11 protein-coding genes, 1 pseudogene and 1 riboswitch are annotated in these 16,011 nt (G+C 75.2%); of the genes and pseudogenes, 8 read left to right on the forward strand and 4 right to left on the reverse strand.

Features of this window, described 5'->3' with window-relative positions; translation table 11 throughout:
* Positions 1-21 precede the first annotated feature (21 nt).
* From QT196_RS09795 to QT196_RS09805, 3 genes are read right to left on the reverse strand one after another with little or no spacing between them, the layout of a single operon-like run.
* Positions 22-1,425, reverse strand: coding sequence for an extracellular solute-binding protein (locus QT196_RS09795; RefSeq protein ID WP_168478519.1), 1,404 nt, complete (start codon positions 1,423-1,425; stop codon positions 22-24).
* On the reverse strand, positions 1,422-4,046 hold the full coding sequence (locus QT196_RS09800) for a caspase family protein (RefSeq protein ID WP_290354755.1): 2,625 nt from the start codon (positions 4,044-4,046) through the stop codon (positions 1,422-1,424). Before QT196_RS09800 ends, QT196_RS09795 begins: the two co-directional genes overlap by 4 nt.
* 5 nt (positions 4,047-4,051) lie before the next feature.
* The gene (locus QT196_RS09805) at positions 4,052-4,489 is read right to left on the reverse strand and encodes a hypothetical protein (RefSeq protein ID WP_168478521.1); all 438 of its coding nucleotides are present in this window, start codon (positions 4,487-4,489) and stop codon (positions 4,052-4,054) included.
* Positions 4,490-4,691: 202 nt separating this feature from the next.
* Positions 4,692-4,842, forward strand: a riboswitch (cobalamin riboswitch).
* A 153-nt stretch (positions 4,843-4,995) separates the two neighbouring features.
* Between QT196_RS09805 and QT196_RS09810 the strand changes: the two genes are divergently transcribed.
* The 8 genes and pseudogenes from QT196_RS09810 to cobC all read left to right on the forward strand — a co-directional run bounded on the left by QT196_RS09810 (position 4,996) and on the right by cobC (position 14,698).
* The gene (locus QT196_RS09810; RefSeq protein ID WP_290354756.1) at positions 4,996-6,063 is read left to right on the forward strand and encodes a cobalamin biosynthesis protein; all 1,068 of its coding nucleotides are present in this window, start codon (positions 4,996-4,998) and stop codon (positions 6,061-6,063) included.
* A 109-nt stretch (positions 6,064-6,172) separates the two neighbouring features.
* Positions 6,173-7,744 (forward strand): cobyric acid synthase, encoded by a 1,572-nt coding sequence (locus tag QT196_RS09815; protein ID WP_266730102.1) that lies wholly within the window; start codon positions 6,173-6,175, stop codon positions 7,742-7,744.
* Between the two features lie 55 nt (positions 7,745-7,799).
* A complete protein-coding gene (locus QT196_RS09820) occupies positions 7,800-9,908 on the forward strand; it encodes a putative cobaltochelatase (RefSeq protein WP_168478523.1) in 2,109 nt (702 codons plus the stop codon).
* The gene (cobO, locus tag QT196_RS09825) at positions 9,908-10,504 is read left to right on the forward strand and encodes a cob(I)yrinic acid a,c-diamide adenosyltransferase (protein WP_042161622.1); all 597 of its coding nucleotides are present in this window, start codon (positions 9,908-9,910) and stop codon (positions 10,502-10,504) included. Before QT196_RS09820 ends, cobO begins: the two co-directional genes overlap by 1 nt.
* 16 nt (positions 10,505-10,520) lie before the next feature.
* Positions 10,521-11,921, forward strand: coding sequence for a cobyrinate a,c-diamide synthase (locus QT196_RS09830; RefSeq protein WP_266730106.1), 1,401 nt, complete (start codon positions 10,521-10,523; stop codon positions 11,919-11,921).
* Positions 11,922-12,090: 169 nt separating this feature from the next.
* A pseudogene (locus tag QT196_RS09835) lies at positions 12,091-12,510 on the forward strand (cobalamin biosynthesis protein); the annotation flags it as partial.
* A gap of 185 nt (positions 12,511-12,695) precedes the next feature.
* Complete coding sequence (locus QT196_RS09840) at positions 12,696-13,604, forward strand: sirohydrochlorin chelatase (protein ID WP_290354757.1); 909 nt, start codon at positions 12,696-12,698, stop codon at positions 13,602-13,604.
* A gap of 2 nt (positions 13,605-13,606) precedes the next feature.
* Positions 13,607-14,698, forward strand: coding sequence for an Rv2231c family pyridoxal phosphate-dependent protein CobC (cobC, locus tag QT196_RS09845; protein WP_290354758.1), 1,092 nt, complete (start codon positions 13,607-13,609; stop codon positions 14,696-14,698).
* A gap of 163 nt (positions 14,699-14,861) precedes the next feature.
* On the opposite strand, the gene QT196_RS09850 is transcribed toward cobC, so the two are convergent.
* Positions 14,862-15,827, reverse strand: a complete 966-nt coding sequence (locus tag QT196_RS09850; protein ID WP_290356629.1) for an SCO1860 family LAETG-anchored protein — start codon at positions 15,825-15,827, stop codon at positions 14,862-14,864.
* Positions 15,828-16,011 lie beyond the last annotated feature (184 nt).

The following is a 16,011-nucleotide window of genomic DNA, read 5'->3' on the forward strand; positions in this document are numbered from 1 at the left end:
AGGCGCCCGGCGGACCCGGCATCAGCCGTCGTCCGCCGGGCGCCTCGTCCGTTGTCCGCCCCGTCCGTCGAGCGCGTCATCGGCCTGCCGGGCCAGCCGGTCGGCGATGGCGGTGCCGCCGGGGCCGTTGAGGTAGGCGGACACCCCGAGCTGTACGACCTTGCTGAAGGTCTGGTAGTGGGCGCTGCGCGGGCGCGGTGCGGCCGCCATCAGCGCCGCGTGCAGGGTGCGGGGGTCGGGCCGGGGCTCCGGCCGTCCCGTGGCGCCGTGCTCGCCGTGTTCGGTGTCGCCGGGCGGCAGCGGGCAGTGCGGTGCGGTGGCCTCGTTCCGGTAGGCCGAGTCGCGGGTGGCCGCGAATCCCCGCTCCAGCAGGCAGCGTTCGCTGCCGGGGCCGGTCAGCGCCTCGATCAGGGACCGGGCGCCGGCCGGCCGGGTGCTGCCGGCCGCGAGGGCGAGGTTCTGCCCGCCCAGCACGGACATCCGTTTGCCGTCGCTGGGGCGGGCCGGCAGCTGGGTGACGTCGAACTGCTCGCCGGGCGTGAGCTTCTCGGCGACCGAGGCGTATTCGACCGGCCAGTTGCGCATGAACAGCGCGCGGCCGTCGGCGAACCAGCGGCGGCTCTCCGTCTCGTCCATCGTGGTGGCCTCGTGCGGCATGATCGAGTCGAGCCGGACCTTGAGGTCGGCGATGCCCTGCTGGAGCGCGCCGATCTGCTCGCCCTTGGTGAAGCTGGTGGCGTCCGGGTCGCCGCCGTTGACCCAGGCCGACTCCAGGGTGTTGACGGTCAGCCCCTCGTAGGGCCGCAGCTGGGCGACCATGCCGTACATCCTGGGCCGCTGCTTCTTGTGGCCGGTGGCGGCGTCCCGGGCGGCCTCGCGGTTGTAGTCCTGCGCCACCTCGGTCGCCACGTCCTTCAGCTCGCCCCAGTTGGACGGGGCGCCGTGGCCGTACGTGCGGAGGATGTCCTTGCGGTAGTAGAGCAGCCCGGCGTCGGTGTTGAAGGGCACCCCCCACACCTTGCCGTCGTACTCCACCGTCTTGGCCACGCTGTCGAGGAAGTCGCCGTCCAGGGCCGTGGCCCAGGGGCGGATCACGCCCGCCTCGGCGAACTCGGCGGTCCAGGCGACATCGAGGTTGAGCACGTCGTAGCCACCGCTGCCGGACTGGCCCGCCGCCAGCAGCTGGCTGCGCTGGCCGTCGGCGGTGTCCGGGAGTTTGACGATCCGGACCGTACGGCCGGTGCGCCGCTCCCAGTCGTGGATCAGGTCCTGGCGGACGCCGGAGCTGCTGAGGTCGCTGCCGGTGGCGAGGACGATCGCGCCCTTCTCCGGGACGAGTTGCTCCCCCGGCATGCAGCCGCTCGCCGCGAGCGTCAGGGCGAGACAGGCCAGGGCGGCGGCCGCGGCGGTGCGTGGCGCGGTCATCGGTCCCCCTTCGTGGCCGTGCCGATGGAGGCGATCCGGCCGGCCAGGGTGTCGACGGCCTGCGGGCCGCCGGGCACACACTGGCCGTGGGAGGCGTCGGCCAGCCGTTGGAGGGCGAAGGTGTCACAGCCGTTCTTGCCCAGCGCCAGCACCAGGACGGGCACTTCGGGCCGCTCCTCGACGAGGGTGCCGAGGGTCCGCTCCACGCCCGCCGCCCGCTGCGGGCCCGCGCCGTCGTCCTGGTCGAGGATGAGCACGATGGCCTTGTTGGTGGCCGGGGACTTCTTCATCCGGCGCACCGCGCGGGTCAGCGCCTCCTCCATCGCGGCACCGTGCTCGACCAGTTCGCCGCCCGCGATCCGGTTCAGCGCGGCCCGGCCCGGTGCCGGGTCGGCGCTGCCGGGCGGGACGAGTTCGCGCACCGCGTCGGCGTCGGTGGGGTGCGCGCGGTCCGGGAAGGCCCACAGGCCGTAGGTGTGGCGTGTGCCGACCATCTCCAGTACGCGTCCGGCCGCGCGCACGGCGGTCGGCAGCCGGCCGCCGTCGGCCATGGAGGTGGAGGTGTCGAGGAGGATCAGCACCTGGCTGGACTTCTGGGCCTTGTCGTAGCCGTCCAGTACCTGGGAGACCTGGTCCGGGTCCGCTCGGAAGGGGACGGTGGGGGCGAGGAGGCTGATGTCCGCGCGGCTGTCGAGCAGCGGTGAGCCCGCTCCCGGGCCGGTGCCGTGCACCCCACGGTAGCCCTGGGCGGTGAGGGTGCGCTGGCCGCCGTCCGCGGCGCGCAACCAGGCCGCGAAGCCCGCCACGGCGGCCTGCCGTGGGGTGGCGTCCCTGGTGCCGTACCAGTCGACCCGGATCAGGGGGTGGTCGAGGGCGGGGACGTGCCGGGGGTAGTAGGCGACGTAGCGGTTGCGGAGCGGGAGCGGGGCGTCCAGGGCCGGGCAACTGCCGGTGGCGCGGCCGAGGTTGTAGTCGGCGAGGGACTTCTCCGAGACCAGGGGCGCGGACTGCGTGCGGTCGACGGACCCGGCGGCGTCCGCGTCGGGGCGCAGCGAACAGAGCAGTTCGGTGCTGCCCGCGTACTGGCTGCCGGGGGCGGACAGCCGCTCCTCGGCGTGCCGGGCCAGGGTGAGGTCGGGTGCGCCGGAGGAGGCGGCGTCCGAGCCGTCGTGGGCGAGGTAGAGGCCGAGGGTGTGCAGCAGTCCGGTGCCGGAGAGCACCGGGCTCGGGCGCAGCAGCCGGAGGTCGCGGTGGGTGCGGTCGGTGCCGGTGAGCAGTTCCCGCCAGGAGGCGCCGGCCGGTTCGACGTCGTCCAGCCGCCGGTGTGCCGGGATGCCGACGACCAGGGGCGTGTAGGCGACCGGGGCGCTGTAGTGCAGGGTCGCCGGGGAGCCCTTGGCGGGCATCCCGCGGCGGGCCTCGTAGTAGTCGGCGGTGGATTCGGGGATCCAGATGTCGGGCTGGGGTCCGGGCCGGTAGAGGGGGTCGATGCCCTTGTCGTCCGGCCCGTCCTTGCCGGTGCCGTGGGCCTCGCCCTGCCAGCGGCCGGCGGCGGCGAAGCCCTGGTCGACCTGGTCCTTGGCGGCGGAGTAGACGGTGATCTGGGCGCGCCGGCAGCCGTCGGGGAGGTCGCCCTCGCCGTTGAGGGGCCGGGTGTTGGCGGCGGACATCTCGTAGTCGAAGGCCGCCTGGCGCAGCGCGGGTTCGGCCTCGGGGGCGGTGAGCAGCCGCAGTTCGAGGGCGGGCGGGCAGGCAACGGCCGCGCCCGGGAGGTTCAGCAGGACGACGCCCGCGGTGGCCGGTACGGCGATGATCGCCAGCACCATCAGGATCCGGAACCAGTGCCGGAAGGAGGTGTTCAGCCGGCGCCGTAAGCGGATCCGCAGCGGGGTGGGCGGCCGGATGCCGGGGGTGGCGAAGGACAGGATGACGTCGTCGACGGTGTTCTGCTTGGCCGAGCGGGGCTCCCAGACGTCGCCCATCGGGGTCCGCTCACCGGCCAGTTGGTCCCGCAGCTCGCGGACGAGGTCCTCGAAGGTGACGAACCGTTTGCCGGGGATGCCCTGTTCGAGGATCTGCCGCAGGGCGCGGGTGAAGACACTGCCGCCGGTGGGCTCCTCGCCGCTGAAGATCCGGCGGTTGGGCTGTGCGGCCATCAGCAGCGAGGTGGGGGCGCGGCAGGCGTGGAAGGCCTCCCCGGCGTTGCCGGCGTAACAGCACTCCAGGACGATCACGATCCGGTCGGCCCGCGCGTTGTCCAGGTAGGACAGCACCGTGTCCTGCCAGGAGACGGTTTTGTGCCGCCGTTCCGAGGCACCGACCATGAGCTGGAGATTGCCGCCGTCCCGTCCCACCCGGCCGTGGCCGGAGAAGTACACCAGCAGCAGCCCGCGGGCCTCCTGGGTGACGGTGTCCAGGGCCTGTTCGACCTCCCAGGGCTCCTGGGGCCGGCAGATGACGACCTCGCCCTTGGTGAAGAGGTCGGTGCCGGGGGCGAGCAGGACGCGTTCCAGTTCCCCGGGGTTGTCCCGCACCGCGGGCAGCGGCCGCAGATGCCGGTAGTCGTCGACGCAGATCAGCAGCGCCCGGTTGACCTTGCCCCGTGCGTCGTATTCGGACATCCGGCTCAGTCCCCGGCGGTGCTGCCGCCCCCGTTCGCCGGGCTGCCGGGATCGGGGCGTTCGGGTGCCGCGGCGCCCGGTCCCGGCTCGCCCAGTGCGCGCAGTTCGCCGTCCCCGCCGCCGACCGCCACGGCGGGCCGTTCGCCGGTGTCGCGTTCCTCCCTGCGGCGGCGCAGCCACTCGCGCAGGGCGATACCGAGGCTCTTGGTGATCTCGGCGGCGGCCGCGCCGACCACGACCAGGATCAGGTCGTCGACGCCGATGGCCATGTCGCCGGGGCCGTCGTCGCGCTCCGCCGCCGGCCGCAGTTCCCAGTCGTGCGACCGCCGGTTCAGCCAGGGCTCACGCTCCAGCCATGCCTTGAGGTCCTCGACGTCCTGGTCAGGATTGTTCGTGCCCGTGATCCTGATACGGATCTCATGTCGGTCAGCGCGCTGCGGCATCCCCCGGCCCCCTTCCGGCGGCCCCTTCGCCGCCGTGCACCAGATAGTGACGCGGGATCAGGTGCGCGGGCAACCGTCCGTGACTCCTCAGCCACGCTGTGGCGTGCACCACAGCGCCTGCCACAGGGCAGCGTCGCAGGTCAAGGGTGAGTTGACGGCGTTCGCGGGGCGTGGTGGACTGCCGGAGCCATTCGGCGACAGCAGAGGAAGTCCGGTGCGAATCCGGCGCGGTCCCGCCACTGTCACCGGGGAGCGTTCCTCCAGCGAAGGCCACGGTCCGCCTCGCATACGTCGGATGACGTACGCGGGACTGGAAGGCCGGAGGACACGCCGATCCGGGAGCCAGGAGACTCTGGTCGCCGTCACGTCGAGCCAGGGCGCGGACCCTGAGTGAGGACATACCGCCATGCCCGGCCGCCCCTTGAGATCTCCACTGCCCGCTGCCACAGGGCTCCTTCGGGGCCGGGCAGGACGTCACGGACGCGCCCGCACGGCGGTCTGACCCGATGCGCGGCGAACACGCGGGATATGTGTACGGCGCGGCCCTCGGCTTTCTCGGCGACCTGATCGCGGCGGATCCGCGGCGCGGCCATCCGGTGGCCGCGTTCGGCCGGGCCGCGGGTGCCGTCGAGCGCCGGCTGTGGCGCGACCACCGCGGTTACGGGGCGGCGCATGCCGTGCTGTGTGCGGGCGGGGCCGCCGCCGGTGCCGCGCTGCTGCAGCGCGCCGTGCGGGGCGGCGCTCCCGCTGGCCCGCTGTCGCTCCGTGGTGGCGCCGGAATCGCGCTGACCGCGGCGACGGTCTGGGCCGTATTGGGCGGCACCTCGCTGGGCCGGGAGGCGCGGGCCGTCGGCGGGGCGCTGACGGCGGGTGATCTGGACGTGGCACGGGAGCGGCTGCCGCATCTGTGCGGGCGGGATCCGCAGGCGCTGGACGGGCCGCAGATGGCCCGTGCGGTGGTGGAGTCGGTCGCCGAGAACACCTCCGACGCGGTGGTCGGCGCCCTGGTATGGGGCGCGTTGGGCGGAGTGCCCGGTCTGGTGGCGTTCCGCGCGGTGAACACCCTCGACGCGATGGTGGGGCACAAGTCGCCGCGCTACCGCCGCTTCGGCTGGGCAGCGGCCCGGCTCGACGATCTCGCCGGCTGGCCCGGCTCCCGGCTGACCGCCGCGCTGACCGTGCTCGCGGGCCCCGACCGGCGCGGTGCGCTGCGGGCCTGGCGGGCGGACGGCGGTGCGCATCCGAGCCCCAACGCGGGCCCGGTGGAGGCGTCGTTCGCGGGTGCGTTGGGCGTACGGCTCGGCGGCAGGCTGGCGTACGGCGGGCGGGTGGAGGACCGTCCGGTGCTCAACGGCGCGGCGCCGCCGGTGGCGGTGCCGGACATCGAACGGGCGGTACGGCTCTCCCGCCGGGTGAACGTGCTGGCACTGGTGACGACGGTGGCGGCGCGGGCGGCGGTCGGCGCTGCGCGGACGGCGGTGGCTCGGAGGGCGGTGGCTGCGGCGGCTCGGGGGGCCGGGGGGCGCGGGCGTGTGGTGGGTTCGGTCCGCGGGCGTGAGGCGGGGCCGGTATGAGGCCGTCCGTTTTTTCCCCGCCGCCCACCCCCCTTCGGGGGGTGGGCGGGTGTAGTGACCCGGAGCGGGTGGCCGGGTGCAGTGACCCGAAGCGCAGGAGGAGGACCCGGTGAACGGGCGGTTGAAGGCAGCCGGCGGGGCGGTCGGTGGTGGCCTGTTGGTGGCCGGGACGACGTCCGACGCCGGTAAGAGCGTGGTGACGGCGGGGATCTGCCGCTGGCTGGTCCGGCAGGGTGTCCGGGTGGCGCCCTTCAAGGCACAGAACATGTCGCTGAATTCGTTCGTCACGCGCGAGGGCGCGGAGATCGGACGGGCCCAGGCGATGCAGGCCGCCGCGGCGCGGGTGGAGCCGACCGCGCTGATGAACCCCGTCCTGCTCAAGCCGGGCAGCGACCGCAGCAGCCAGGTGGTGCTGCTGGGGAAGCCGGTGGGCGAGCTCAGCGCCCGGGGGTACTTCGGGGGGACGTCCCAGGGGGAGGCGCAGTACGCGGGCCGCCGGGAGCAGTTGCTCGGGACGGTGACCGACTGCCTCCAGGAGCTGCGGCGTACCCATGACGCGGTGATCTGCGAGGGCGCGGGCAGTCCCGCCGAGATCAATCTGCGGCGTACCGACATCGTGAACATGGGCCTCGCACGGGCCGCCCGTATTCCGGCGGTGGTGGTCGGTGACATCGACCGCGGCGGGGTGTTCGCCTCGTTCTTCGGCACCACCGCGCTGCTGTCCAAGGAGGACCAGGCGCTGGTCGCGGGGTACATGGTCAACAAGTTCCGGGGCGATGTGACGCTGCTGGAGCCGGGCCTGGAGATGCTGCGCGGCCTCACGGGGCGGCAGACGCTGGGCGTGCTGCCCTTCGCGCACGGGCTCGGCATCGACGAGGAGGACGGCCTGCGGGTGTCGCTGCGCGGCGCGGTGCGCGAGAGCGTGGTGGCACCGCCTCACGGGGCGGACGTGCTGCGGGTGGCGGTCTGTGCCGTGCCGCTGATGTCGAACTTCACGGACGTGGACGCGCTGGCCGCCGAACCCGGCGTGGTGGTGCGGTTCGTGGACCGGCCCGAGGAGCTGGCCGACGCCGACCTGGTGGTGCTGCCGGGGACCCGGGGCACCGTACGGGCGCTGGCGTGGCTGCGGGAGCGCGGCCTGGCGGACGCGATCGCCCGGCGGGCCGCCGAGGGGCGCCCGGTGCTGGGCATCTGCGGCGGCTTCCAGATGCTGGGCGAGCGCATCGAGGACGAGGTCGAGTCGAAGGCGGGCGTGGTCGACGGGCTGGGGCTGCTGCCCGTACGGGTGCGGTTCGCGGCGGAGAAGACGCTCGCGCGGCCGGCCGGCGAGGCGCTGGGCGAGCCGGTGGAGGGGTACGAGATCCACCACGGGGTCGCCGAAGTGACCGGCGGGGAGGAAGAGTTCTTGGACGGCTGCCGGGCCGGCTCCGTATGGGGCACGCACTGGCACGGCTCCCTGGAGAGCGACGGCTTCCGCCGGGCCTTCCTGCGGCGGGTCGCGGCGGACGCGGGCCGGGCGTTCGTCCCGGCGCCCGACACCCGTTTCGGTGTGCTGCGCGAGGAGCAGCTGGACCGGCTGGGCGATCTGATCGAGGAGCACGCGGACACCGCCGCGCTGCTGCGGCTGCTGGAGGAAGGGGTGCCGGAGGGACTGCCGTTCGTGCCTCCGGGGGCGCCATGAGGGGTACGCACACGACGAATCCGGAGTTCGACGGCGACATGGAGGACGACACAGCATGACGACCGCGCACAACACCACCCCGCAGTACCCCTTCACCGCGGTGGTCGGGATGGACGATCTGCGGCTCGCGCTGCTGCTGAACGCGGTGAGCCCCGCGGTGGGCGGCGTGCTGGTCCGCGGCGAGAAGGGCACCGCCAAGAGCACCGCAGTCCGGGCGCTGTCGGCGCTGATGCCGGCGGTGGACGTGGTCGGCGGCTGCCGCTTCGCCTGCGCGCCGGACGCGCCCGACCCCGGCTGCCCCGACGGGCCGCACGAGACCGGCGCCGTCGAGGAGCGCCCGACGCGGATGGTCGAACTCCCCGTCGGCGCCTCCGAGGACCGGCTGGTCGGCGCGCTGGACATCGAGCGGGCACTGTCGGAGGGCGTGAAGGCCTTCGAGCCGGGCCTGCTGGCGGACGCGCACCGCGGCATCCTGTACGTCGACGAGGTCAATCTGCTCCATGACCACCTCGTGGACCTGCTGCTGGACGCGGCCGCCATGGGTGCCTCGTACGTGGAGCGCGAGGGGGTCTCCGTACGTCACGCGGCCCGTTTCCTGCTCGTCGGGACGATGAACCCCGAAGAGGGCGAGCTGCGGCCGCAGTTGCTGGACCGCTTCGGGCTCACGGTCGAGGTCGCCGCCTCCCGCGTGCCCGACGAGCGGGTGACGGTCGTCCGGCGCCGGCTGGCCTACGACGCCGATCCGGCCGGTTTCGCGGCGGACTGGGCGGCCGAGGAGGACGCGCTGCGCGGGCGGATCGCCGCGGCCCGGGAGCTGCTGCCGCGGGTGACGCTGGGTGATGCGGCGCTCCGGCAGATCGCCGCGACCTGTGCCGCGTTCGAGGTGGACGGGATGCGCGCGGACATCGTGATGGCGCGCACCGCCACCGCGCTGGCCGCCTGGGCGGGGCGGACGGACGTCCTGGAGGAGGACGTGCGGCAGGCCGCGCTGCTGGCGCTGCCGCACCGCCGGCGCCGTAATCCGTTCGACGCCCCCGGTCTGGACGAGGACAAACTCGACCAGACGCTGGAGGAGTTCGGGGCGGACGAGGGCACCGGCGACGACGACCCGGAGCCGGACGGTCCGGACGGCGGTCCCGACGGGGGCGGCCCGGACGGCGGCGGTCCGGAGGGCGGCGGACAGCCGCCGCAGGACGGCGGGCCGGAGGAGGCACCGCTGCCGCCGGAGGCCGAACTCCCCCACCAGCAGGACCGGGAGGCCCCGCAGACGCCGCAGGCCCCCGAGAAGCCCGAGCCCGAGAGCGCACCGCAGGGCGGCGCGGCCGGGGAGAAGGCGGCGGTCGGGGCCACCGAGCCGTTCCGCACCCGGCGGCTGGATGTGCCGGGCCTGGGCGAGGGCGCGGACGGCCGCCGCTCCCGGGCTCGTACCGCGCACGGCCGGACCACCGGCGCCCGCCGCCCCCAGGGCTCCCTGGGCAAGCTGCATCTGGCGGCGACCGTGCAGGCCGCTGCGCCGCACCAGCGGTCCCGCGGCCGCAGCGGGCGGGGACTGGTGGTGCGCCGGGACGATCTGCGTGAGGCGGTCCGCGAGGGGCGGGAGGGCAATCTGGTCCTGTTCGTCGTGGACGCCTCCGGTTCGATGGCGGCGCGGAAGCGGATGAGCGCGGTCAAGGGCGCGGTGCTCTCGCTGCTGCTGGACGCCTACCAGCGGCGCGACAAGATCGGCCTGATCACCTTCCGCGGCACCGGCGCCGAGCTGGCGCTGCCCCCGACCTCCTCGGTCGAGGCGGGCGCGGCGCGGCTGGAGCAGCTGCCGACGGGCGGCCGTACGCCGCTGTCCGAGGGCCTGCTGCGGGCCCATGAGGTGCTGCGGGTGGAGCGGATGCGGGATGCCTCGCGGCGGCCGCTGCTGGTCGTCGTCACCGACGGCCGGGCGACCGGCGGCCCGGAGCCCGTCGTGCGGGCCGCCCGCGCCGCCCGGCTGCTGGCCGGTGAGGGCACCGCGTCGGTGGTCGTGGACTGTGAGGCGGGCCCGGTGCGGCTGGGTCTCGCGGGCGAGCTGGCCCGGGAGCTCCAGGGCACCGCGATCACCCTCGACGAACTGCGCGCGGACAGTGTCTCCGCGCTCGTACGGACCGTGCAGGGCAACAGGAAGGCCGCGTAATGCCGCAGGGGCAGCCGTCCGTCGTACCGAACGACGGGCTCACCACCCGCCAGCGCCGCAACCGTCCGCTGGTGTTCGTCCACACCGGCCAGGGCAAGGGCAAGTCCACCGCCGCCTTCGGGCTGGCGCTGCGCGCCTGGAACCAGGGCTGGCCGGTCGGGGTGTTCCAGTTCGTGAAGTCGGCGAAGTGGAAGGTCGGCGAGGAGCGGGCGCTGAAGGTGCTCGGGGAGTCCGGTGAGGGCGGCACCGTCGCCTGGCACAAGATGGGCGAGGGCTGGTCCTGGGTGCAGCGCGACATCGCCTCCAGCGAGGACGCGGCGCGCGAGGGCTGGGAGCAGGTCAAGCGGGATCTGGCCGCGGAGACCTACAAGCTGCTGGTGCTGGACGAGTTCGCGTATCCGCTGAAGTGGGGCTGGATCGACACCGAGGAGGTGGTGTCGGTGCTGCGCGACCGCCCCGGTACGCAGCATGTCGTCATCACCGGGCGGAACGCCCCCGAGGCGCTGCTGGACTTCGCCGATCTGGTGACGGACATGACCAAGGTCAAGCACCCGATGGACACGGGCCAGAAGGGCCAGCGGGGCATCGAATGGTGAACAGGGAGCACAGCGCGTGAGCAGCGGGTCGATTCCACGGCTGGTGATCGCCGCACCGTCGTCCGGCGCGGGCAAGACGACGGTGGCCACCGGCCTGATGGCGGCGTTCGCCGAGGCCGGGCTCACGGTGTCGCCGCACAAGGTGGGTCCCGACTACATCGACCCCGGCTACCACTCCCTGGCGACCGGCCGCCCCGGCCGCAATCTGGACGCCTATCTGTGCGGGCCGGACCGGATCGCGCCGCTGTTCCTGCACGGGGCGGCGGGCGCCGATGTCGCGCTCGTCGAGGGCGTGATGGGGCTGTTCGACGGGGCGTCCGGAATGGGCGAGCTGTCCTCGACGGCGCATGTCGCGAAGCTGCTGCGGGCGCCGGTGGTGCTGGTGGTGGACGCGTCCTCGCAGTCCCGGTCGGTGGCCGCGCTGGTGCACGGCTTCGCCTCCTGGGACCCGGAGGTGCGGCTGGCCGGGGTGATCCTCAACAAGGTCGGCTCGGACCGCCACGAGGAGCTGCTGCGGGAGGCGATGGACTCCTCCGGGGTGCCGGTGCTGGGCGCCCTGCGCCGCGACGGGCGGGCCGGTACGCCCTCCCGGCACCTGGGCCTGGTGCCGGTCGCCGAACGGCGGGCCGAGGCCGTGGAGTCGGTGGCCGAACTCGCCGCGCGCATCCGTGCGGGCTGCGATCTGGAGGCGCTGCTGGCGCTGGCGCGTACGGTGCCGGAGCTGCCGGACGCGGCCTGGGACCCGGCGGCGCACCTCGCACCGGCCGAGGGGACGGCCGCCGCGCCGGAGCAGCCGCTGATCGCCGTCGCGGGCGGCGCCGCATTCACCTTCTCGTACGCCGAACACGCCGAGCTGCTGGCCGCCGCTGGCGCCGAGGTGGCCCCGTTCGACCCGCTGCGGGACGAGCAACTGCCGCCCGGCACCCAGGGGTTGGTGATCGGCGGCGGCTTCCCCGAGATGTACGCGCCGGATCTGTCGGCGAATGCCCCACTGCGCGCCGCGGTGGCCGAACTGGCCGCTTCCGGGGCGCCGGTGTCCGCCGAGTGCGCCGGGCTGCTGTACCTCTCCCGGTCTCTGGACGGGAAGCCGATGTGCGGGGTGCTGCCCGCCGAGGCCCGGATGACCGAACGGCTCACCCTCGGCTACCGCGAGGCGGTGGCGCTCTCGGACAACGCGCTGGCCGCGGCCGGCACCCGGGTGCGCGGCCACGAGTTCCACCGCACGGCACTGGAGCCGGGCGCGGGCGCGGACCCGGCGTGGGGGCTGACGCATCCGGAGCGCCGGGTGGAGGGCTTTGTGTCCGGCGGCGTGCATGCCTCGTATCTGCATGTGCACTGGGCCGCCGAACCGTCGCTGGCCGGGCGGCTGGTGGCGAGCGCGGCACGGAGCGCGGCGGCCCGGGGTGACGGCCGGTGACCGGCGTATGGCCGATGACCGGCGTACGGCCGGTGGGCGGCGGCAGACGTCCGGGCCGGGGCACCCGTCAGCGGCCGGGGGCAGCGGCCGCCAACGGGCCGGTCGGGCCGACCGCGGTCCTGGAGGGGCGGCCCGGACGGATCGCCTCCGGCCGGAGAGCCGTCGCGGCATGACGCTCCGAACTCCCGACGAGACCGGCGGTGCCGCGGCGCCGCTGGTCGTCGGGGTGGGGGCGCGCCGTGGTGTGCCGGTGTCCGAGGTGCTGGACCTGATCGCGGCCGCCCGCGCGGCGGCCGGGTGTACGGACCGGCCGGTCGTCGCGCTGGCGACGGTCGCGGCCAAGGCGGCGGAGCCGGGCCTGCTCAGGGCGGCCCGCCGGCTGGGGGTGCCGCTGCGGTCCTTCCCGGCGGCGGCCCTGGCGGCGGTGCCGGTGCCCGCTCCGTCCGGCGCCGCGGCGGCCGCCGTCGGGACGCCGAGCGTGGCCGAGGCGGCGGCGCTGCTGGCCGCCGGGCCGGGCGCGGAACTGCTCGCCGGCAAGCGGAAGTCGGCGCCACGGGACCGGCCGCCCGGGGCAACGTGTGCGCTGGCCGGGCCCGCTGTAACGAAGAGCGGTGCCCTTACCGCTGGTAGGGAGGGAGCGGCCACCTACCGCTCTTCCGCTGCGGATATCGTCATGACCTCCCCCAACCCGCCCCGCCGTGGCCCGGATCGGTGGACGGCGGTCGCCGGCGACCCGGCGCCCGGCAGCGGACCCTCCGGCACCAAGGAGACCTAGTGACGACCTCTCCCGCACTGCTCATCGCCGGTCACGGCACCCGCGACGAAGGCGGGGCCGACGCCCTGCGCGCCCTGGTACGCCTGCTCGCCGAGCGCCACCCCGAGGTGCCGGTCGCCGGCGGGTTCTTCGGCGCCCCGGCCTCGCCGCTGCCGCTGTCCGACGCCGTCGACGGGCTCGTCGAGCGGGGCGCGGACCGGCTCGCCGTCATACCCCTGCTGACCGCCCCGACCGGCCCGGTCCCGGAGGCGCTGCCCACGGTGCTGGCGCGGGCGAGCGAGCGCCACCCCGGGCTCACCCATGTCTGCGGCGCCGAACTGGGGCCGCATCCCAAGCTGCTCGACGTACTGGAGCGGCGGCTGGACCAGGCACTGGGCAGCGGCGCCCGCAAGCCCGCCGACCGGGCCAGCACCACGGTGCTGCTGGTGGGCCACGGCGCGACCGATCCGCACGCCAACGCCGAGGTGGCACGGGCCGCGCGGCTGCTGTGGGAGGGGCGCGGCTTCGCGGGCGTGGAGACCGCGTTCGTCTCGCAGGCGGCCCCCGACGTCCCGGCGGGCCTGGACCGGTGCCGGGCGCTGGCGACCGCGGCGGGCGCCGGTGAACCGGACCGGATCGTGGTGCTGCCCTACTTCCTCCTCCCCGGCGGCCCGGTGGAGCGGCTGCACATGCAGGCCGAGGGCTGGGCCGCGGCGCATCCCGGCACCGAGGTCTTCGGCGCGACGGTGATCGGCCCGGAGCCCGAGGTGGCCGATGTGGTCATGGAGCGCTACCGCGCGGCGGTGGCGGGCGAGCCGCCGTTCGCCTCCGCGCCGTGCAGTTGCCGGGCGGCGGCGGAGGACGCCCGGCAGCCGCACGGTGCGGCATGGCAGGGCGCTTCCCTGACCGCGGGCGCCGGGGACCGGTGAGCATGCCCTCGCCCACCGCGGCCGCCCGTCTCGGGGGCCCCGGCCCGGCCGCCCCGCCGCCCGAACCCGATCTGCGGCACCACGGCGACGCCGAGGTACGGGGCGCGGACGCCGGGCTGACGGATCTGGCGGTCAATGTCCGCACCGGCACTCCCCCGGCCTGGCTCAAGGCCCGGATCGCCGCGTCGCTGGACGGTCTCGCCGCCTACCCCGACGGCCGTGCGGCCCGCCGGGCGGTGGCGGCGCGGCACGGACTGCCTACGGAGCGGGTGCTGCTCACCTCGGGGGCCGCGGAGGCGTTCGTGCTGCTCGCCCGCGCCCTGCCGGCCCGTCGGCCGGTGGTGGTGCATCCGCAGTTCACCGAGCCCGAGGCGGCGCTGCGGGACGCCGGGCACGAGGTCGGGCGGGTGCTGCTCGACGCACGCGACGGGTTCCGGCTGGACCCGGCCGCGGTGCCCGAGGACGCCGATCTGGTCGTCGTCGGCAACCCCACCAACCCCACCTCGGTCCTGCACCCCGCCGAGGCGCTGGCCTCCCTGGCGCGGCCGGGCCGGACGCTGGTGGTGGACGAGGCGTTCATGGACGCGGTGCCCGGTGAACGGGCGGCGCTGGCCGGGCGGACGGATCTGCCGGGGCTCGTGGTGCTGCGCAGCCTCACCAAGACCTGGGGCCTGGCCGGGCTGCGGATCGGCTATGTGCTGGCCGCCCCGGACACCGTCGCCGCCCTGGAGCGGGCCCAGCCACTGTGGCCGGTCTCCAGTCCCGCGCTGGCCGCCGCCGAGGCGTGCTGTACGCCGCGGGCGCTGGCGGAGGCGGCCGCGGCGGCCGAGGCGATCGCCGTGGACCGGGACCATCTGCTGGCCCGGCTGGGCGAGTTCCGGCAGATCCGGACGGCCGGCCCGGCGGCGGGCCCGTTCGTACTGATCCGGCTGCCGGACGCGGACCGGGTACGGGCCGCGCTGCGGGACCGCGGCTTCGCGGTGCGCCGCGGTGACACCTTCCCCGGTCTGGGCCCCGACTGGCTGCGGCTCGCGGTGCGCGACCGGGCCACCACGGACCGCTTCGTGACGGCGCTGGGAGAGGTGCTCGGGTAGGGCGGACGCGACGGTCTCCCGCGGCCGGACCCCGCCAGTCCATGCCTGGCGGGGCTCCCGGCGAGGGTGAGGTGTGCCGCACGGTCCGCGGCCCGTACGGCACACCCCGGGCCGTACACCGCGCGCGACGCCCCCACAGCACCGGCGCGGTGTACGGGGTCGGTCAGCCGCGGCCCTCGGGTGCGGCGCTGCGGCGCCGGCGGGCGAAGACCATCGCCCCCGCACCCGCGGCGAGCAGCAGTGCGGCGCCGCCGGCGAGGTACGGGGTGGCCGAGCTGCCGCCGGTCTCCGCGAGGTTCTGGGTGCTGGTCCCGGAGCCCGTCTGCGTCGCCTCGGTGCCCTTGCCGCCGGCCGGCTCGGTGCCGCCGCCGGTCTGACCGCCGCTGGTGCCGCCGGAGCCGTTCTCCTCGGGCGCCTTGCTGCGCGGCGTGGTGCAGGTGGCCTTGGCCAGCGTGACCCGGCCGTGCACGTCGGCGACGTTCAGCTTCAGCGGGTTGACGGAGACATCGAGGTCGAGGGCGGTGGCCGCGGCGCCCTTGGACGTCACGTTCTTCTTGGACAGGTCGAGCCGCACCTGGCCCACCCCCGGCACCTTGACCTTGGTCGTGCCGCCCGCAGTGAGCGTGACCTTCTGCCCCAGGACGCGCACCGTGCCCAGCACGTTCGCCTCCGCGCGGGGCCGCGCGCCCGCCTCGCAGACCGCCTTGGCGGTGACCTGCTGGACCTCGATCACGGAGAGCAGCGGCAGACCGGGCAGATGCACCTTGGCCCGGACGAGGTTGGCGTAGCCCTCGGCGGCGCGGCGGTCGGCGGTGGCCCGTGCGGTGGCGGCGTCGGCGCGCAGCACGCTGAACGGCCGGCCGTGGTCGATGCCGTCGAGCTTGACGGTGAGCGCGGTCTTGCTGGCCGAGGCCGGGGCGTGCACCTCGTTGAGGGCGACGTTCAGCGGGACATCGAGCGTCTTGTTGAGCAGCCCGACGTTCACGCCGGTGCGCAGCACGACCGCGTCGGCGGTGCCGCGGGCCGGGCCATGGTCTCCGGTGGCATGCGCGGGGACGGCGCCGAGGAGGACGGCGGGACCGGCCGTGAGCGCGGTGGCGACGAGGGTCGCGGCGAGGCGTCGGGGCATGCCGAAGGAGCTGGTGGGACTGGTGGACACGTGTGTGGAACCCTCACAGGAGAAATGGAGCCGCCGGCCGCGCCAATGGGGGACATCGCGCGGGCCGACGGCATCGACCCGCACATCGTGTCCGCACCGAGGGTGAACGGGCAGCCACGTGGCGTCAGTTCATCCCAATGGGTGGTTTCCGTGC

The organism is Streptomyces sp. P9-2B-2, assembly GCF_030406865.1.
GTDB classification, from domain to species: domain Bacteria; phylum Actinomycetota; class Actinomycetes; order Streptomycetales; family Streptomycetaceae; genus Streptomyces; species Streptomyces platensis.